The 18,331-nt window shown below is 43.4% G+C and carries 19 protein-coding genes and 4 pseudogenes; 6 read left to right on the forward strand and 17 right to left on the reverse strand.

All coding sequences use genetic code 11. The features are described from left to right. Window positions 1-79: 79 nt before the first annotated feature. The 7 genes and pseudogenes from yigL to REG_RS13765 form a co-directional block, all read right to left on the reverse strand. Entirely contained in the window at window positions 80-880 is an 801-nt protein-coding gene (yigL, locus tag REG_RS06130; RefSeq protein WP_006704859.1) for a sugar/pyridoxal phosphate phosphatase YigL, read from the reverse strand. A 91-nt stretch (window positions 881-971) separates the two neighbouring features. Continuing rightward, window positions 972-2,846, reverse strand: a complete 1,875-nt coding sequence (gene recQ, locus REG_RS06135) for an ATP-dependent DNA helicase RecQ (protein WP_039907581.1) — start codon at window positions 2,844-2,846, stop codon at window positions 972-974. A gap of 86 nt (window positions 2,847-2,932) precedes the next feature. Further along, complete coding sequence (locus REG_RS06140; RefSeq protein WP_039907753.1) at window positions 2,933-3,235, reverse strand: hypothetical protein; 303 nt, start codon at window positions 3,233-3,235, stop codon at window positions 2,933-2,935. Window positions 3,236-3,288: 53 nt separating this feature from the next. After that, window positions 3,289-3,558 carry a CCDC90 family protein gene (locus tag REG_RS06145; RefSeq protein ID WP_006704862.1) on the reverse strand — a complete coding sequence of 90 codons (270 nt, stop codon included), beginning with the start codon at window positions 3,556-3,558 and terminating at the stop codon, window positions 3,289-3,291. 61 nt (window positions 3,559-3,619) lie between these two features. Next, window positions 3,620-4,316 (reverse strand): annotated as a pseudogene (bioD, locus tag REG_RS06150) (dethiobiotin synthase). Window positions 4,317-4,395: 79 nt separating this feature from the next. Next, window positions 4,396-5,123 (reverse strand): annotated as a pseudogene (gene bioC / locus REG_RS06155) (malonyl-ACP O-methyltransferase BioC). Between the two features lie 225 nt (window positions 5,124-5,348). Then, a pseudogene (locus REG_RS13765) lies at window positions 5,349-5,522 on the reverse strand (transposase); the annotation flags it as partial. A 110-nt stretch (window positions 5,523-5,632) separates the two neighbouring features. Here REG_RS13765 and REG_RS06160 point away from each other — a divergent pair. The 6 genes and pseudogenes from REG_RS06160 (at window position 5,633) to REG_RS06180 (ending at window position 8,148) form a co-directional block, all read left to right on the forward strand. Further along, window positions 5,633-5,902, forward strand: a complete 270-nt coding sequence (locus tag REG_RS06160) for a hypothetical protein (protein ID WP_039907583.1) — start codon at window positions 5,633-5,635, stop codon at window positions 5,900-5,902. A gap of 36 nt (window positions 5,903-5,938) precedes the next feature. Then, window positions 5,939-6,145, forward strand: coding sequence for an ATP-binding protein (locus tag REG_RS11305; RefSeq protein ID WP_071985190.1), 207 nt, complete (start codon window positions 5,939-5,941; stop codon window positions 6,143-6,145). Window positions 6,146-6,349: 204 nt separating this feature from the next. Then, a complete protein-coding gene (locus tag REG_RS06165) occupies window positions 6,350-6,610 on the forward strand; it encodes a hypothetical protein (RefSeq protein ID WP_039907585.1) in 261 nt (86 codons plus the stop codon). Window positions 6,611-6,783: 173 nt separating this feature from the next. Continuing rightward, window positions 6,784-7,104, forward strand: a pseudogene (locus REG_RS06170) (recombinase family protein); the annotation flags it as partial. 509 nt (window positions 7,105-7,613) lie between these two features. Further along, window positions 7,614-7,874: a type II toxin-antitoxin system RelB/DinJ family antitoxin gene (locus REG_RS06175; protein WP_006704864.1), complete on the forward strand. Its 261-nt coding sequence runs from the start codon at window positions 7,614-7,616 to the stop codon at window positions 7,872-7,874. Beyond that, complete coding sequence (locus tag REG_RS06180; RefSeq protein ID WP_039907587.1) at window positions 7,867-8,148, forward strand: type II toxin-antitoxin system YafQ family toxin; 282 nt, start codon at window positions 7,867-7,869, stop codon at window positions 8,146-8,148. Before REG_RS06175 ends, REG_RS06180 begins: the two co-directional genes overlap by 8 nt. 365 nt (window positions 8,149-8,513) lie before the next feature. On the opposite strand, the gene REG_RS10780 is transcribed toward REG_RS06180, so the two are convergent. The 10 genes from REG_RS10780 to REG_RS06215 all read right to left on the reverse strand — a co-directional run bounded on the left by REG_RS10780 (window position 8,514) and on the right by REG_RS06215 (window position 18,289). Then, the gene (locus REG_RS10780) at window positions 8,514-10,583 is read right to left on the reverse strand and encodes a putative Ig domain-containing protein (RefSeq protein ID WP_006704866.1); all 2,070 of its coding nucleotides are present in this window, start codon (window positions 10,581-10,583) and stop codon (window positions 8,514-8,516) included. Between the two features lie 23 nt (window positions 10,584-10,606). Beyond that, entirely contained in the window at window positions 10,607-11,101 is a 495-nt protein-coding gene (gene smrB, locus REG_RS06190) for an endonuclease SmrB (protein WP_039907758.1), read from the reverse strand. Window positions 11,102-11,476: 375 nt separating this feature from the next. Continuing rightward, entirely contained in the window at window positions 11,477-13,363 is a 1,887-nt protein-coding gene (locus tag REG_RS06195; RefSeq protein ID WP_039907589.1) for a DEAD/DEAH family ATP-dependent RNA helicase, read from the reverse strand. After that, window positions 13,353-13,433, reverse strand: a complete 81-nt coding sequence (yrbN, locus tag REG_RS14655; RefSeq protein ID WP_141553643.1) for a protein YrbN — start codon at window positions 13,431-13,433, stop codon at window positions 13,353-13,355. The genes REG_RS06195 and yrbN overlap by 11 nt, the downstream gene beginning before the upstream one ends. Window positions 13,434-13,479: 46 nt before the next feature. Continuing rightward, window positions 13,480-13,665: a hypothetical protein gene (locus REG_RS13320; RefSeq protein WP_176603452.1), complete on the reverse strand. Its 186-nt coding sequence runs from the start codon at window positions 13,663-13,665 to the stop codon at window positions 13,480-13,482. A 173-nt stretch (window positions 13,666-13,838) separates the two neighbouring features. Then, window positions 13,839-14,732: a lipoprotein NlpI gene (gene nlpI / locus REG_RS06200; protein WP_006704869.1), complete on the reverse strand. Its 894-nt coding sequence runs from the start codon at window positions 14,730-14,732 to the stop codon at window positions 13,839-13,841. 150 nt (window positions 14,733-14,882) lie between these two features. Next, the gene (gene pnp, locus REG_RS06205; protein WP_006704870.1) at window positions 14,883-16,979 is read right to left on the reverse strand and encodes a polyribonucleotide nucleotidyltransferase; all 2,097 of its coding nucleotides are present in this window, start codon (window positions 16,977-16,979) and stop codon (window positions 14,883-14,885) included. A gap of 96 nt (window positions 16,980-17,075) precedes the next feature. After that, the gene (locus REG_RS13325) at window positions 17,076-17,213 is read right to left on the reverse strand and encodes a hypothetical protein (RefSeq protein WP_006704871.1); all 138 of its coding nucleotides are present in this window, start codon (window positions 17,211-17,213) and stop codon (window positions 17,076-17,078) included. 69 nt (window positions 17,214-17,282) lie between these two features. Continuing rightward, complete coding sequence (gene rpsO / locus REG_RS06210; RefSeq protein ID WP_006704872.1) at window positions 17,283-17,552, reverse strand: 30S ribosomal protein S15; 270 nt, start codon at window positions 17,550-17,552, stop codon at window positions 17,283-17,285. Between the two features lie 350 nt (window positions 17,553-17,902). After that, window positions 17,903-18,289: a hypothetical protein gene (locus REG_RS06215; RefSeq protein ID WP_039907591.1), complete on the reverse strand. Its 387-nt coding sequence runs from the start codon at window positions 18,287-18,289 to the stop codon at window positions 17,903-17,905. Window positions 18,290-18,331: the final 42 nt, after the last annotated feature.

Consider the following 18,331-nt stretch of genomic DNA (forward strand, 5'->3'; position numbering starts at 1 on the left):
ATAGGTTTCGAAAGAGGTCAAATGAAACGACGCTAGCCGATTGGTTATATTAGCGCCGACACTTGAGCTGGATGCTCACTTAAATTGAAAATATTTTACGTAAATAATTAGGAACCGCATCATTGGTATTAGATCCGATCATTTTAAGCCCCGGTAACGACTCTTTCAGGCGGCCGTGAGCATTTTCCATAATGCAACCTTTGCCTACCATGGAAAGCATCTCCAGATCATTCATACCATCGCCAAAAGCGATGCAATTTTCAAGTGAATGCCCAAGCTTTTCTGCTACCCGTGCTAATGCATTCCCTTTTGATACCCCAGCGCCCATCACTTCCAAACAATTCGGTAATGAGAAGCAAACATTAACACGATCCCCCCAGCGAGCCTTAATCTCTTTTTCTAACGGCAATAATTTTTCATGATCATGAGAAAGAAAGTAAATTTTACAGACCCCATCAGTAGGCAACAGTTCGAGTGTCGCAATCTGATAATTAAAAATGGATTCGTGGAAGAAGGCAGCTTGTTCTGGACTTTCACGATTAATATACCAGTCGTCATTACGATAAATATTTGTCAGGATTTCCGGATTATTCGCTTCTATCGAGTAGAGAGCGGTAACAATATCATGGTCAATGTTGTCACTGAATAATAATTCTCCGGCAGTATTATGTACGCGGGCGCCGTTAGAGGTGATCATAAAAGCGTCGATGGCTACGTTGGCGCGGATTTGTGTAACATCAATATGATGGCGCCCAGTGGCAAAAACAAAGTGTATTCCTCGTTGAGTCAATAATTTAAGTGTTTCTTTAGCATAAGGAGACAATTTATGATCAGCCGATAATAAGGTGCCATCTAAATCTGAAGCGACAATATGATACATAATGATATATTAGACCTCTGTTGAAACCGTAGTGAATGATGCGAAGCCAACAACGCGGCGGCTTTAAAGGCGAAGGGTATAAAAGTTATCTTCACAATCCATCGACATGCTCTCGTATCACCTTAAGAAATGAAGTGCCAAAACGCTCCAATTTTATTTTTCCTACTCCGTTGATATTAAATAATTCATCAACTGTAATCGGAATTTGCTCTGACATTGCCAATAAAGTGGCATCGTTAAACACGACATAGGGAGGGACATTGGCTTCATCTGCCATCGATTTACGCAGTTTACGCAATTTAGTGAATAATTCGTGATCACTTTTTTTATGAGAATATTTTTTATGCGTCGCATTTTTGTGGCCTTGAGCACCGCTGGAATAGGGCTGATCTTTGCTATTTTTTCTCTTTTTAAAATCAAGGATCCGTGGCACCGCCAACGATAAAGAGACTTCAGCGCGTAATATTGGCCGTGCGGCTTCTGTCAACTGTAGTGCAGAAAACATTTCAATATTTTGGCGGAGCTTACCCAAATGAATGAGTTGACGTAAGATACTCGTCCAATGCTCGGCCGTTTTTTCGCGGCCAATACCGTAAACTGAGAGTTTATCGTGACCCAGGGCATGAATACGTTGATGACTTGAGCCCCGTAGCATTGCAACAATATAGCCTACGCCGAACCTTTGACCGACTCTATATACACAAGACAACACCTTTTGTGCGTCGATCAATCCATCATACCGTTCAGGCGGATCAAGGCAGATATCACAGTTGCCACAAGATTGGGATCGATATTCACCGAAATAATTGAGTAATATTAACCGACGGCAAGTTTGTGCTTCTGCAAATGCGCCCATCGCATTTAATTTATGACGTTCAATATTTTGTTGTTCGCTAACCGGTTTTTCTTCTAGGCAATGCCGCAACCATACCATGTCTGACGGATCATACAATAACATGGCTTCAGCTGGCAGCCCATCACGCCCTGCTCGACCAGTTTCTTGATAATAAGATTCGATGGTTCGCGGAATGTCAAAATGGATCACGAAACGGATGTTCGGTTTGTTGATCCCCATTCCAAAGGCAACTGTCGAGACCACAATTTGTAAATCATCACGTTGAAATGCTTCTTGCACCTGTGCACGTACCAGGCTATCCAGGCCAGCATGATAAGCGGCGACACTTAATCCTCGATTCTGTAAGCGAGCGACTGTGCTTTCTACTTTCGCCCTGCTATTACAATAAATAATGCCGCTTTTTGCTCCTTGTTTCCCCACTAAACGACACAACTGCTCTACAGGCTTAAATTTTTCGATTAACGTATAACGGATGTTGGGACGGTCAAAACTATTGATTTGAATCAAAGGGTGGTGCAAATTCAGCAAACGGATAATATCAGCGCGCGTTACTTCATCAGCAGTGGCGGTTAACGCAATCACCGGTAAATGAGGAAAACGCAGTTTTAATTGGTTTAATGCTCGATATTCTGGCCGAAAGTCATGACCCCATTGTGAAATACAGTGGGCTTCATCTACGGCTAACAATGCGGGAGAAAAAAAAGACAATTGCTGAAGAAAATTTTCCGCTACTAGACGCTCAGGGGCAATGTATAGCAATTTAATTTTACCGCTGCGACAGTTTGCTATCACTTCTGATTGTTGTTGCCAAGTTTGAGACGAGTTTAAACAAGCCGCCGTGACACCATAGGCCAGTAATTGATCAACCTGGTCTTTCATCAATGAAATCAGTGGAGAAACCACTAGCGTCAATCCTTTCATCACTAACGCGGGGATCTGATAACACAAAGATTTACCGCCACCGGTTGGCATGATCACTAAACAATCTTGCCCTGATAAAATGGCAGCAATAATTTCTTTTTGTCCAGGTCTAAATTGCTGATATCCGAAGACATCGCGCAATATCTCTGTGGTGAATTGTTCTTGATTTATCGATACTTCGGTAGGCACTGTCTCTCCCAACAATGAAATTTAGCTAGCGTCTCCGTGCTCGCTTCATCGTGATGAAATGCTCACTGTCGTCAGCGATGACAGACTCAAGCTACAGCGAATAATTTCAGCAAGGCTGCTACTAGCGCCGCTTGCGCAATCAATAACCCGGCTACCCATTTTATTAAATCTGATTTAGCACTTTCTATTTTCATGTCTATCTTCATTTCGATATTTTTTTCTAGCGAGGCAATATCTTGTTTTAGCAAGGCGATATCTTGTTTTGTCGCCAGCCGATTCTCTATCAAATTAGCCTGTTCTGATGCCAGTACCTCTGCTTGCGCTTCTGGCATCCCTGCCATAGTCATTTTTTTAACAAAATTGTGCGTGTCAAACACCAAACTGGACATAGTAGATTCTCTTTTATTTAACCAAGGCGCTTCAATCATCAGCGATGACAGACTTAAACTCCAGCGAATAATTTAAGCAAGGCTGCTACCAGCGCCGCTTGCGCAATCAATAACCCAGCTACCCATTTGACTAAGTCTGACTTCACACTTTCTATTTTTATTTCCATATTTTTTTCTAGCAAAGCGATATCTTGTTTTGTCGCCAGCCGATTCTCTATCAAATTAGCCTGTTCTGACGCCAGGATCTCTGCTTGTGCTTCTGGCATCCCTGCCTTGGTCAGTTTTTTAACAAAATTGTGTGTATCAAACACCAAACTGGACATATTTGGATCTCCATTATTTTTTTCGAGTATAAGTAACCTCTTTTATTTAACCAAGGTATTTTTAGAGAAGTGCAATATTCATATAACTGCCTAATTCCTGCTGCTCAACCTGTTCAAGATAAGGAATGCTGCCAAGTAAGGGTGAAGGTAACAGCTGGCGCTGCAAAGTTGCCATATATTCTTTGTGCCATTGGCTTTCAACCGGCAGTATATTATTCGCTACCCACCCTGCCAAAGGTAGCTTCGCATGCTGAATGGCCATCGCCGTGAGTAACGCATGATTAATGCAACCCAGTTTAATACCTACCACTAATATTACTGGCAATTTTTCTTGCTCCACCCAATCAGCAAAAGTGGTATTGTCCGATAAAGGGGTAAACCATCCCCCCGTGCCTTCGATCACCAACCAATTTGCTTTTTTTTCTAATTGCTGTAATCCCTGTGATAATGCGGATAATGCGATCTTTTGGTTCGTTGCGGTGCTAGCAATATGGGGTTGATGTGGCTTCGATAAAGGCAAATGGATTGATTTGTTGATAATCTAACGCCTTATTACAGCTATTAGCTTGCAACGCAAGTCCATCAGGGTTACATATACCGGCAGAGGTCATCAGGCTACCCGATGCTACTGGTTTATACCCAACGCTTTGATATCCCGCTAACTTAGCCGCCTGTAATAACGCACAACTGACGATTGTTTTACCGACATTGGTATCTGTGCCGGTGATAAACCAACGCTTATACCCTTCGCCTTTCAAATTACGGCGGGGTTGGCTGCGGGTGTTCGCCCGAATCACGTAGTTATGTCTACGCTCATCGGTCGGTCGCCCTGGCCGCCTAGCGGCAACTTGAAGGACTGTGGGTATAGTCACGATAAATCACTCCGTAAACAAGTTGATAACTGAGTGGGTAACCTCGCCTGTTGACAGGGTAAGCCGCTTGTAGGGCGTTCAGTTTTTGACGACCGGTCAGCCCTTTTTTTCGTCTATGATGCAAATGTGTGGCACCAATGCCTTGCAGGGAACGCATAAGCATAAACACATCAGGGAAAAAAATTGATGTAAACGGCAGCTTAAATGATGATAATAATTTGCACAGACCGCTTGGATTTGTGCCACAGAAGGGAAATCATTAATATGCCGATGGCCGTCGACTTGTTGCCAAGCGCATCCGAGTTCATCCAAAGATCCTTCCGCCAGCGTGGAAAAAATAATGATACCGCCAGGCTGTGTCACCCGATATAACTCTGCTAGCGCCGTCGCTAAACTATGGCACCATTGCATCACCAAATTACTAAAACAAATATCTATTTTTTTGTTGAGTAACGGAATATGCTCAATGTCTCCAAGCAGATAAGTGTCAGCTGACTGCTGTTTTTTTGCTTGATGTAACATAGCTTCAGACAGATCCAAGGCGATCACCTCTTTACCTAAATTACGCCAATAGCGACTAAAATAGCCGGTACCACAACCGGCATCTAATACTGATCGACCATAATCATTATACCCTTTGTCTTTGAAGTTGCCTTCGGCTGCCAGGGCGTGAGACCCGATGAGAGTAGACATACCAGCTAATCTTTTATTTTCTAGCGTTAATTCACGTATTTCAGCGCCGGCAGGACTGCGTTGTGTTCGCTTCGGGTCACAAAAATCCGCGCGCCATTGCTTCAGGTGATGAACAAAAATACCCTGCCCCCTGCACCAAGAGGCGAGTTCACTTTCTGCTAAACCATGGCTTTGTTGTAAAGCCAATAACCGCGCTTCAATCGACCACTCTTCCGGACGTTTCTCGCGCTGAGAGGATGTCGTCATTTTCTTTGCTCTCGCTGATTCTAACCAACTTCTTAGCTTCCTCGGTGGCACGTTAAGTTCATCCGCAATGGCTTTCATTGTACGCCCATTCCGATGATAAACCTTACACAGCGCCTGCTCTTTAAACTCTTCCGAATACGTCGGTTTTTCCATGATTATATCGCCTCTTTATTAGTTCCCATTAACGAAAATTAGAGGCGACAACTAGACTGACACTGGGGGGACACAGAGAGCGGCGGCATCACTGACACCGGAACAGATTGGTGCCATCAGCGATTATCGGGTTTTTAACCCACTGTCTACGTGAGGGTGGAACACTGCCTGAGCTGGTGCGGGATTATACGGTGCAGGCGATGAACGGCCTGGATACACTGCCGCATTACCAGGGCACGGTCTACCATTCAGAGCATGTCCAGGATCTGGCGGGATTGGTTGCGCAATTGAAACCGGGTCAGTTGGTGAGTGACCGCGGTTTTCTTTCCACGTCTGCTAGTGCTGAGCAGGGACTGGGCTGCTGCGTCCTTTGGTTATAATGGTGCGACGGACGTTGCCCAATATGGTCTGGGTAAATTGGGCAGCCAGCTGACGCGCCATGCGACCACCCGTGCCGCACCAGCCAGCTCCCTGTTGCTAATTGGTACCAGATGATCGGCGAATCCACTCATGCCGATGCCATTTTAGACCGATTGCTGCACAATGCTATCAAACTAGAACTAAAGGGCGAATCAATGAGAAAATCAATGAATAAATTGACTCAAGGAGATCACTCAGGCTAACTTAAATCTCGTTCTACAGAGACGCTGAATAAGTGATCTCCTTCATTTTATTGAGTGATCTTCTTGATGATAATATGCAGGCCAACCACACTACGGCGGTATCGTGGAAAGGATCATAGGCACAGCGATGAAAATGGTCCACGATGAATTACCAGGAACAACCTTTTCAAACCCTGAACAGCGTGTACATACAATTCGGAGAGTATGGCAACTCTGACGCTGCGTGAACTGGAGAGATGGCTTACGCTGGCGGTAGGTACCTATCATGGTTCGATACACAGCAGTCTGCTTCAAACACCGGCCGCATGCTGGGCAGAAGCTGTTGTGTGTGTCGGCGTACCGAGCATCATCACTCATGTCACGGCTTTTCTGGTCGATTTTCTTCCTGTCATCCGCCGCATCTTAACCCGGACCGGCTTTGTCATTGATTACATTCACTACTATGCAGACGCACTCAAACCGTGATTAGCTGATTAATTTCCTGAATTTCTGTAGCCCTTCTTTCTACATCTCGAATAAAGCCCGGGGAGATTTCCTCTATCTCTTTCATTACATTATCGAAGGATTGTGTATTCATTCTTCAACCTCTTTTTTACGTTTTCTCGCCAATGCTAAATTTTGCTCTCTCACCAATACAAAACGAATTTGACTCCCGCATGTTTGGTGCGATCAATGACATGCTTCTGGACATGTTGGCGGCGATTGCACGACGTGATCATCTGCAACGTCGTGAAAGGCAATCACAAGGGATCCTCAAGGCTAAAGCCGATGGTAAGTACAGAGGTCGCCAGATAAACAAAGACCGCTACGAGGCTATCAATAGAATGCTGGCTAATGGTATTTCGTGGAATGTGGTGCAAAAAACGATTGGATGTAGCCGCAGCACTATTAGCAGTGCTCAAAAATACGCATTAGCTCAGATGGAGCAACACACTGCTGCATCTCTTCTTCATCAGTGAATGATGTAGCATTAATGCGCGTCAATAAGCTAGTAGGCGAGTGAGAGCACGTCTGCCTCAGTCCACAGTCGACGATGGTTGAACTAGTCCAGTGTGGCTAACTTCAGAGAGCATAAAAAAGTGTGAGGCAATCATCCAAATTATCCCCAATTGACGATAAAATCACTGATACTATTTTAATGCATCTCAAGATACTCTTGATCTACTCCAAACACAGTTTCATGGTGAGCTAAGAGAATTATTCGGATCTAAAAATCGATGGGCATATTGGAGAAAAGACCGGTGAAAGTACTGGATTAGCTGCATAGGGTTGACCACACTTTAATCAGACTTCACCTAAGCAAACGAAAAAATACATATATCAATCCATTTAGATATAACTTTTAAGCTTATTGCCAAAAATTAATGAATCCTTGCGGACACCCATGTACGGTATGTAAATAGCTATTGATTTGTAGTCACAAAAGTACTACGGTAGTATACCATTTTTACTTTGAGAGGATGATTTTATGAGCATGGCTAATACGTATGTTCGAGCTCGGATTGACGCAGAGACCAAAGAACGCGCGACTGAAGCGTTAGCAGCGATGGGGCTTTCTATTTCGGATGCTATCCGGTTATTGATGCTCCGTGTCGCAGACGAACAACGTTTACCATTTGATATCAAAGTTCCTAATTCGGCTACGAAAAAAGCAATAGCAGAACTGGAAGCAGGCAAGGGAAAACGATTTGCTGATATTAATGCTTTAATGGCGGATTTACATGCGTAGGGTTGAGCGTTCAGCGGCGTTCAAACGAGATTATAAGCGAGAAGCTAGAGGGAGGTATAGAGCAATACTTGATCATGATTTGATGCCTATCCTTATGGCATTAGCGAATGATAAGCCGTTAGAACCCCGTTCAAGGGATCATGATTTGAGCGGGGATTGGGCGGGTTATCGGGAATGCCATATCAAGCCAGATTTGTTGTTGATTTATCGAAAGCAAGGTGCGGATACACTGCGGCTGGCTAGGATTGGTTCACACAGCGAACTCTTTGGCTAAAGCCCTTCTGAATATTTATTTCGAATGCTCTATCGTTTCAGCACGATAGAGACATGTGAATGTTAGTAACACCTCAAAAACCTCTCTAAAAAATAATATCAATTTATAGGGGATCGCCAAGCGAGCATTGACCCGTCTCCACTCCAAAGGCCGCCGACCATGACCTATCACTACCCCTTTCGTCAAACGACCCCTAAAGTATATAACCTTACTCCATCCGAAACCGACCGGTTTCGGATCGATACTATGTTCAAATTAGATTTGAATAAAAAACCATAAAACCTAAGCCTGACAAGGGCTAAACGCCCTTTTTAAAAATGAAAATGGTCAATTACACAGGTATCTGACTTGCCCCCTCAACCTGTTTATCTCCAGTTTGCTGCCAGGATAGGCTGAAGGAGCTGTTTCTCAGCCGGGGTAAAGTTGCGTGTTACTGCATCAGATGACGCAAACGTAGACATTGCCTGAACTAAGGGTTCAACATCATTTTTCGATAAACGCTTGCCATCACCGGCAATAATGGCACTGGGTCTTTCAGGAGTGCTGGCATACCAGTTTTTGAGGGTCACTTTTCCTTTTGAGCCACCGACCGAAACATGCAAATCTAGCTGGTGATGTTTGAACCAGAGACGATCGAAAGGAATACTTTTGTTGAATACAAGTTTTCCCATGTCCCCACTATAGCGTAGGTTATAGTGACCACGACCTACATTTATGGTCGCCATATCACCACTCAGTACTACCGTGTTTTTACCCTCTCCTAATTTCAGTTTGGCAAGAGTGGCTGAATTAGTAATGGTGTTATCACCATTCCCCACTATCAACTTTTCCACTTCACCATGGATGGTATTATTGCCGTTTCCTAAGGTGATATCGATAAAACTCCCTGTAGCGTTGACAGCATTGTTACCATTCCCTGCAACCAATACAGAGCTAGACCCTGTGAGTCTAATGTCATTATTGCCTTCTCCAAGTGTGATCTTATTACTCGACCCGGCCACTATTACCTTATTCTTGCCATTCCCCAGCAAATTAGCAGAAGACATCGATCCGTTCATAAAAAGAACGTGATTTCCCCCCGTTGCTGTAACTTTAGAGAAGTCATTGCTGGCATTAATTGCGGCCTGGTCATCAGATACAGCGACAGTTTGAAATGCGTCAACATCCAAAACATTGGCGTAGGCTTGCAGCTCCAAAATCGTGCTTACCGAAAAGCCTTTTTCATCAGTTGCGGTGACTTTTAAACTTGCCTTGTCAGCTGTTCCCGTGCCCAGTATACCGGTCAAAACGTTCTTTTCAGTGTCCAAAGCAAGCCACGTAGGTAACCGAGAACCATCCGCCAAAACAACAGTGTAGGTCATTGGCTGCTCTCGTTTTCTTAAAGTAAATAAGGATGACAGCGCCCCACTATTCCAAGGTTGATTTTTAGAAACCATCCGATATGCCGTCTTTTCCGCTCTCACAGAAGGGATACTCGGCATTGTTATGGTTGAAAGCGCAAACTGAGGGAATGGCTGAGGAGTTATTGCTGGGATTTCCTGTATCGGTAGGAGTTCAGTTTCACGGAGCTGTTGTAGGGTATTTGACAATGGTGGAAGTTCAACCTGAAGGAACGGCTGAGGAGTTATTGCTGGGATTTCCCGTATCGGTGGGAGTTCAGTTTCACGGAGCTGTTGTAGGATATCTGACCATGATGGAAGTTCAACCTGAGGGAGCGGCGGCATTGGTCGGATATTAAATTGAGGGAATGGTCGACGAGTCATTTCTCGCTCCAACACTGTTGTTGGTGGAATACTGGTTGTCTGGGCTGGACGCTCAGGAACCGGGTTTGTCACAAGGTTAGGGGCTGCTACTGCCTCTGAGTCTGATTTAGGCGAGGAGAAGGTAACATCAGAGAAGATAAAATCGTTTGCACTGAGCTGTGAGACGTTTAATGCATCTAGATAAAGAAGGGTCACGTTTTGACCTGCAGGATCAAGTGCTGTTGTCTTGATCTCCACACCATGTATTTGCGATAAACCATTAATGACAGCCCAATTTTTCTTATTAATCGTCAGCTGACTAAATTTTGTGATACCTGTCTGGCTCAGATCAATTTTGTCGATACCCTGCTTGAATCCCCTTAGCACATTCCGATAGTGAGATACCCCTGTTTGTTTTGACACAATGAATACATTCGATCTTGCACTGTCGTGGTTGTAGACAGTTCCTACCAAGGATGCTATCAGCTGACCGTCCGCACTGGTCGTATAGCTAACGCCCCCGCCGCCGCCATTCAGTACCAGGGTTCCCACGCTATCCGCTGGGCTTTCAGATGAAATAAGGGTACGGGTATAAGCTATGGGAGCAACAAAGGTATCCTGAAACTTGAAGTGGTTTGCAGCTAGCCCAGAGACCTGTTGATGTTTCAATAAGATATGTTGGCCTTCCCCCAAATCAAGCTTAACGTCATCGACAATTACCGATGGAAAGCCAATACGTCAGGATGCTGCGCTAGCCACAATGGTATCTGCTTTTTTAAAATATTTCTGCCATGGCCATGCATAATACTGGCACAATAAATATGTTCTGATTTACAAACAGCAAACATTTCAACGAGTTGATGTTTGGCTTGCCTTTGGGTGAAGCCATGTAAATCAAGAAATATGTCAGGGTAATCCCCGCGGCGAAGTTTTCTTATTTCAATAGTCTCTACATCTTGACGAATATAGCGAATGGGACCTTCACTATTCAGTTGTGGATGAAAGTCATCAGAAAAATAACAGCTAATCTCTCTCTGTTTTTGTTCTATTTTTTGCAAAAACTTAACAGACGTTACTCTTTGATGATTTTTTTGATGATAGTGATGCATTATCTTATCTTGTTTCAATTTTTTGGTGCCACTAACCGACGCCTCAAAAAGTTGTAACTCTTCATCACTCAGCTGATATTTTTCTTTCGATTCTATTTTCATCGTACTTAATTCACTACACTTTTTGCTGCCGTCTATACCTCCGCCCTTGAAGCTGGCGCGTTGTTGGCTGCGATCCCTCGCCCTCAAGGTATATCTACGCTCATCGGTCGCCCTGGCAGCCGAAGGCAACTTCAAGGGCGAAGGGTATATCTACTGCCATATCCCTGCCCCGTTTCTCCTTTTCTGAAAGTTTATTCGAAATCTCTTGTACTCGTTAATATTTTAGACTGCCTGCATAACCTACTGCTACGGTTTTACAAGCAGTCTTTTGTCAAAAAAGATTTCGAATAAGCTCTAAAAATCTATATGGAATATTAACAATCAATAAAAACTGGCTCAAAAGCCAGTTTTTATTATTTAAGCTAATTTAAATAATTATGCTTCTCCAAAACGAGGCCTGGCCGCAGTAGAAACCGCTGCATCATCACCCCGAGGGGTAAAACGTAAAGTATCGCGGCTAATCTTACTCGCACGGCGGTGATTGCTATTGTTTCCTTCACCACGCTTATCGCCACCGAAAGAACGGCGAGAAGCTGTGTTTTCAGCACCTAAACGCCCTCCACTTCGCCATTCACTAGCATAACCTCGTCCACGTGATTCAAATGGCTGAGCGTCACCTAATAGCTGCATATTCATTGGTTTATTCAAAATGCGAGTACGAGTGAAATGCGATAGGATCTCTCTTGGCATTGATTTTGGTAGCTCGATAGTTGAGTAAGAAGAAAATAATTTAATATTACCTATACAACGGCTGCTAATATCCCCTTCGTTAGCAATAGCGCCCACGATATGACGAACCTCAACACCATCATCCCGACCTACTTCAATACGGTATAATTCCATATCACCGACGTCACGGCGCTCACGCCTGACGGGGCGTTCACCATTTATACGACGTCTTTCACTATTGTGGTGAATCTTCGTAGGGCGCGGCACTGGATCAGGCGGCATAATAAGCGGCCGTTCACCCTGCGCCATTTTCAATAACACCGCAGCGAGGGTTTCCATATCAAAGCCCTCTTCCGGTTGCAATTTGGTCAGTAGCGCACGATATACATCCAAATCATGGCTTTCTAATTGTTTGCTAACTTTGGTAGAAAATTTCGTTAAGCGACGTTGACTAAGTAATTCTGAGTTAGGGAGTTTAACTTCAGGAATCGTTAATTTCATCGTCCGTTCAATATTTTTTAGCAGGCGGCGTTCACGGTGCTCAACAAACAGTAAAGCCCGACCCGCTCGACCCGCTCGACCGGTACGGCCAATGCGGTGAACATAAGATTCTGAATCCATAGGAATATCATAGTTCACGACTAAGCTAATACGATCCACATCCAAGCCTCGCGCCGCGACATCAGTGGCAATCAATATATTTAAACGCCCATCTTTTAAGCGTTCTAGCGTACTTTCACGTAAGGCTTGATTCATATCACCGTTCAATGCCGCGCTGTTGTAGCCATTGAGCTCTAACGCTTCAGCGACTTCTAATGTTGCATTCTTGGTGCGCACAAAAATAATAGCCGCATCAAAATCTTCAGATTCCAAGAAACGCACCAAAGCTTCATTTTTACGCATCCCGTCTACCATCCAATAACTTTGGCTAATATCTGGGCGAGTGGTCACACTAGATTGAATACGAATTTCTTGCGGTTCTTTCATAAAGCGACGGGTAATACGACGAATGGCTTCTGGCATGGTGGCAGAAAATAGCGCTGTTTGATGTACCGCGGGTATCTGCTTCATAATATTTTCTACATCTTCGATAAAACCCATGCGTAGCATCTCATCCGCTTCGTCTAATACCAACCCGCTTAATTTAGATGGGTTAAGAGTACCGCGCTTCAGATGATCTAGCAGACGACCTGGAGTACCAACGACAACCTGTGGTCCTTGGCGCAGAGCACGTAGTTGAAGGTCGTAACGTTGCCCACCGTAGAGCGCCACGACATTAACGCCTTTTATATATTTAGAAAACTCGGTTAATGCTTCAGCAACCTGAACAGCTAATTCACGTGTTGGTGCTAGAACCAGTATCTGTGGAGATTTAATTTCTGCCTTAATATTATGCAATAAAGGCAACCCGAAAGCGGCGGTTTTACCGCTCCCTGTTTGTGCCATACCAAGGACGTCACAGCCGTTTAATAAGTGTGGGATACATTCCAGCTGGATTGGAGAGGGTTTTTTGTATCCTAAATTGGTTAATGCACTAAGAATAGGGTCAGATAGCCCTAAATTAGTAAAAGAAGTTTCAAGCTCAGTAGTCATGTAAATGTGCCTCATTAACAATGGCAGCCAGTCTACATAACTCGTCGAGAAAATTTTCTATGATTTTCATTGAAAAATGTGAACCGGCTCAAATTAGATGATAAAAAACAATAAAGTCAGCATCTGTCAAGATGCGCCATGCTTAGACTGGCACACCTTAACAATGTGCTGTATACCCTTCGCCTTTGAAGCTGCCGTGTTGTTGGCTGTGGGGGTTCGCCCAAATCACGTAGTCTATCTACGCTCATCGGTCTCACGCTCTGGCAGCCGAAGGCAACTTGAAGGACTGTGGGTATATTCATTTAAGATTTCGAAAAGAGATTACTATTGGTCTGATTCCGCTAACTCGCCTTGTTCGTCAGGGCGGGATTCCACTTTGTATTTTTTGTCATCAATAAGATCAATATTTAAGCATTTCGCAGGCGAAATTTTCTCATATGTTTAATTAATATACACAAATTGTGTGTTTTATAATCTAAAATTGATTAATTAATGAGTTGGATCCCGCCCTGCCTTGTTCGTGGCCTAAAAGCGCTAATTCCAACAATGCGAAGCGATGCTCAACAAAATTGTGGATATTGTTAGCTACTGTCAGTTTAAACAGCGCAGAAGCAGTTTCCTTATCCCCCAGACTTAGGTAATGTTTACCTAAATAGAAGTTGGCTTCACTGAGACGTTCAGCGAGAGAAGTGTTATCTACCGTGTCTACTACCAGATGCTTCATCAGCGTTTTTATGCTGATTTTACCCAGATAGAACTCGATAATATTCCATCCCCATTGCTCTCTATTCGATTTTTCATAACGCTGTTTCAACGCTATTTTTGCAGCCTTGGCATTTATTTCTCTTTCCACCAAATATAGCCATAACAAACGGAAAGGATCATTGGGATCGTCTTGATAAAATTTCTTCAGATCATCCTGTGCCAACAGGAAACGACCGCCATAATACAGCGAGATGCCTCGATTTAAATGCGCATAATTGTAATTTGGATCGAGCTCTAATACAGAATCAAAGGCTTCGTAGGCTGCATTAAAATCGCCTGCCTGCGTTAGATAAACGCCTAGATAGTTAAAAATCTCTGGCATATCAGGGCGAATAGTCAGCGCTTGTGAAAAATCATTTTGCGCCAATGCTCGTAATCCTAGGCTATCATACAGTACTCCTCGTTCATATAAAAGGCGCGAACGTTCATCATCGGTCAAAATTCGGGTCAAGAAAATTTGTTCTATGCGCGCCAAGATGACTTCCTGCTGTAATGTCGCTTGCACAGGGATGGCTAAAATTTGCTCTTTACGCCAATCATTATTGACACATCCTGCCAGAATGAATATCAGCAAAATGTAACATGAGCGTAAAAAAAGTTTCATTTTTTAACTCTAAAAGATAAACATAGCACCAATATTTTTCCGTCCTTTTGCCTCGACTAAATCATTTTATTCTTTAGAGCCTATTCGAAATCTCTTGTGTGCGCGAATACTTTGTCAAAGCACCTGTTGTGCCGATTTTTTCGTCTTCATTTAGCTCAATGGTAAATCAACGGCATCTTTCATACTGAGACGAATTCGGCCTTGACGATCAATTTCTATAATTTTCACCTGGACTTCTTGCCCAATATGTAAATGATCCGGTATGTTTTCTATGCGCTTTTCAGCAATTTGAGAAATGTGAACTAGACCTTCTCTGCCACCCACACAGGAAACGAATGCGCCAAAATCAGTAATGCGTGTTACTTTACCTAAATAGATTTTTCCAGGCTCTGGATCAACGGTGATCTCTTGAATACGCCGGATAGCATAGATTATTTTTTCATTGTCTTCCGCTGCAATCTTGATAGTACCATCATCCTCAATTTCAATAGTGGTACGGGTTTCTTCAGTTAATGCACGGATTACGGCGCCGCCTTTACCTATTACATCTTTAATTTTATCAGGATTAATCTTAATGGTATGAATACGTGGCGCATATTGAGAAATATCACTACGCGGCTTTTTAATTGCCTCTTCCATTATATCCAAAATATGCGAGAGAGCCGATTTTGCTTGATGAAGTGCTTTTTCCATAATTTTTTCGGTGATACCTTCAATTTTAATGTCCATTTGCAGCGCGGTAATACCTGTACGGCTTCCTGCTACTTTAAAGTCCATATCACCAAGGTGGTCTTCATCACCCAAAATATCAGACAACACAACAAAATTGTCCCCTTCTTTTACTAGTCCCATGGCAATACCCGCCACGTGCTCTTTTATGGGAACTCCAGCATCCATCAAGGCTAAAGAAGCCCCACAGACAGACGCCATAGAAGAAGAACCATTAGACTCAGTAATCTCTGAAACTATGCGCACAGTATAAGGACAATCATCAAGGGATGGCATAACGGCTAACAGCGCCCGTTTTGCTAATCGTCCATGACCAATCTCACGACGTTTTGGTGAACCGACCATTCCAGTTTCACCGACAGAATAAGGAGGAAAATTATAATGCAGTAAGAATCTATCGGTACGCTCACCGATCAATTCATCAAGAGACTGTGCATCACGGGCAGTACCTAAAGTAGCGGTCACCAACGCTTGCGTTTCACCACGAGTAAATAATGCAGAGCCATGAGTACGAGGTAATACACCGGTGCGCATATCTAAGCTACGTATTGTGTCTTTTCCGCGGTCGTCAATGCGAGGTTTACACTCTAATACTCTACGGCGCACCAATTTTTTTTCAGTATAACTCAATATATCTTGTACTTCCGCGGCATTTAAAATTTCATTTTTATCTAATAACGTTTGTGTGATATCCGCTTTTATAACGTTAATTTTAGCGTAGCGTTCTTGTTTTTCAGCAATACAGTATGCATCGCCTAGAGGGGCTTCAGCCAGTTCGCTGACGGTGGTATAGAGTTTTTGATTTACTTCTTCGGGGCACCAATCCCATTTAGCTTTGCCTGCCTTTTCGACCAATTCATTGATATTGTTAATCACGATCTGCTGCTGTTCATGGCCGAATGAGACCGCTCCTAGCATTTGTTCTTCGCTTAGCATCTTGGCTTCTGATTCCACCATCAATACCGCGGCATTAGTGCCGGCAACGACTAAATCAAGACGACTTTCTACCAATTCTGTCGTTGTTGGATTAAGTATATATTGATCGTTAATGAAACCAACACGGGCCGCGCCAATAGGGCCATTAAAGGGAATATCAGAAAGGCTAAGAGCGGCGGAAGCCCCAATCATGGCAACGATATCTGGATTAACTTCTTTATTTATAGAAACAACTGTTGCAATAATCTGGACTTCATTTAAAAAACCTGCCGGAAATAGCGGACGTATTGGCCTATCGATGAGACGTGAAATTAATGTTTCCCCTTCGCTTGGTCGACCTTCACGGCGGAAAAAATTTCCAGGAATACGTCCCGCGGCATAACTGCGCTCCTGATAGTTCACGGTTAAGGGAAAGAAATTTTGACCGGGCTTGGCTTGTTTTTGACCCACCACAGTAACAAATACGGCGGTATCATCAACAGATACCATTACAGCTGAGTTTGCTTGGCGTGCCATCATACCTGTTTCTATCGTTACAGTATGTTGACCATATTGGAACTTATGGACGATCGGATTTAGCAAAATAGTATCCTTTTTATTACTTTAATAAGTGTGATAATGATTCGTGAGATGATAAAGGTTTACCAGCGATTTATATCTATCATCGAGCCTCTTAATTTATATAGCTAAACTTAATATATACCCTTCGCCTTTCAAGTTACGGCTTTGTTGTCTGCGGGTGCTCGCCGAATCACGTAGTATGTCTACGCTCATCGGTCGGTCGCCCTTGCCGCCTTGCCGTAACTCGAAATTCATTGGGTATATTTTTTTAAATTAAGAAGAAAGGGGCCAATTTGGGGCCCCTTTTTTACAAAATTAAGTCAATCAGCGACGCAAACCTAAACGTTTGATCAGATCAGAGTAAGACTCTATTTTTGTGCGTTTTAAATAGTCTAACAGCTTACGACGTGAAGATACCATGCGTAGTAAACCACGACGGCTATGGTGATCTTTTTTGTGTTCAGAGAAATGACCCTGCAAATGGTTAATTTGAGCAGTCAGTAACGCGATTTGAACTTCGCTAGAGCCGGTATCATTAGCATTACGACCGAAATCAGCAATAATTTTAGCTTTCACTTCAACACTTAGAGACATTATAATACTCCGAATAATTAAAATAAGATGGGCGCCAATCTCTAATTCAGCAACCCCATAAATTCCCCAAAAAACCGCAGCTGGTGAAGTAAAGCCAAGCTCAGTTAGCCTCTAAAGAAACCTCTTGTGCTTAGTAATACAGCGGCTCACTTGACCTAACCCGTTCTGCTAGAGGTTAACAGATAAACCAGCTCATTCTACTCTTTGATATCATCAATCGCAAGACAGCCCGTTGGCGCTATTTTCATTGGATATCACACAAAAAACTTGCTACAAAAACAAATAGCGCTATTATCAGCGCCATTTTTTCGCTACATCATTTATTTTTAACCGTATTTTTTATCGGTGATTCAAAAGGGAGGCCGAAAGGGTGCTGGATTATGCTTCTCGCGAATATCCAGGCCGAAGAAAACCATCAACACCGAAACTGCCACACCAGTAAGGAAATGATAAGGTAAATTTCGCCAGTCGTAGTCATCGGAAGCTAGGTACACTTGCAGACCCATAAGCGAAAACCCAGTTATCACAAGGCTATTTGCAAAGGTATTAGCTAAAGGAACAACATTCTGCGGGGTGAGGTTACGCGCGACATTACGCACACATAGCAGCGTTACTCCTAATGTTACTGCCACTCCTGCTACCGCTATTTCTGGTGGTATTCTGTAAAGAGTAGCATCCGGAAATATTGTACCCGATGCTGAGGACAGTAATGTAGAGTTTGGAAAGTTTTGCAACATAATATTCTCCTGGTAAATTTTTTCGTCTGCGCTGACAACGGA

It is taken from the genome of Candidatus Regiella insecticola LSR1 (genome assembly GCF_000143625.1).
In the GTDB taxonomy this organism is placed as follows: Bacteria; Pseudomonadota; Gammaproteobacteria; order Enterobacterales; family Enterobacteriaceae; genus Regiella; species Regiella insecticola.

Bases quoted from the DNA above. Each gene is read 5' to 3' on its own strand.
- REG_RS06215 (WP_039907591.1), bottom strand. From the start codon at position 18,289: ATGTTGCAAAACTTTCCAAACTCTACATTACTGTCCTCAGCATCGGGT.
- REG_RS06180 (WP_039907587.1), top strand. From the start codon at position 7,867: ATGCGTAGGGTTGAGCGTTCAGCGGCGTTCAAACGAGATTATAAGCGA.
- REG_RS06195 (WP_039907589.1), bottom strand. From the start codon at position 13,363: ATGACTACTGAGCTTGAAACTTCTTTTACTAATTTAGGGCTATCTGAC.
- REG_RS06140 (WP_039907753.1), bottom strand. From the start codon at position 3,235: ATGTCCAGTTTGGTGTTTGACACGCACAATTTTGTTAAAAAAATGACT.
- rpsO (WP_006704872.1), bottom strand. From the start codon at position 17,552: ATGTCTCTAAGTGTTGAAGTGAAAGCTAAAATTATTGCTGATTTCGGT.
- yrbN (WP_141553643.1), bottom strand. From the start codon at position 13,433: ATGAAAATCATAGAAAATTTTCTCGACGAGTTATGTAGACTGGCTGCC.
- REG_RS13325 (WP_006704871.1), bottom strand. From the start codon at position 17,213: ATGAATTTCGAGTTACGGCAAGGCGGCAAGGGCGACCGACCGATGAGC.
- nlpI (WP_006704869.1), bottom strand. From the start codon at position 14,732: ATGAAACTTTTTTTACGCTCATGTTACATTTTGCTGATATTCATTCTG.
- yigL (WP_006704859.1), bottom strand. From the start codon at position 880: ATGTATCATATTGTCGCTTCAGATTTAGATGGCACCTTATTATCGGCT.
- smrB (WP_039907758.1), bottom strand. From the start codon at position 11,101: ATGAAAATAGAATCGAAAGAAAAATATCAGCTGAGTGATGAAGAGTTA.
- REG_RS13320 (WP_176603452.1), bottom strand. From the start codon at position 13,665: ATGAATATACCCACAGTCCTTCAAGTTGCCTTCGGCTGCCAGAGCGTG.
- REG_RS06165 (WP_039907585.1), top strand. From the start codon at position 6,350: ATGGCAACTCTGACGCTGCGTGAACTGGAGAGATGGCTTACGCTGGCG.
- REG_RS06145 (WP_006704862.1), bottom strand. From the start codon at position 3,558: ATGTCCAGTTTGGTGTTTGATACACACAATTTTGTTAAAAAACTGACC.
- REG_RS06175 (WP_006704864.1), top strand. From the start codon at position 7,614: ATGAGCATGGCTAATACGTATGTTCGAGCTCGGATTGACGCAGAGACC.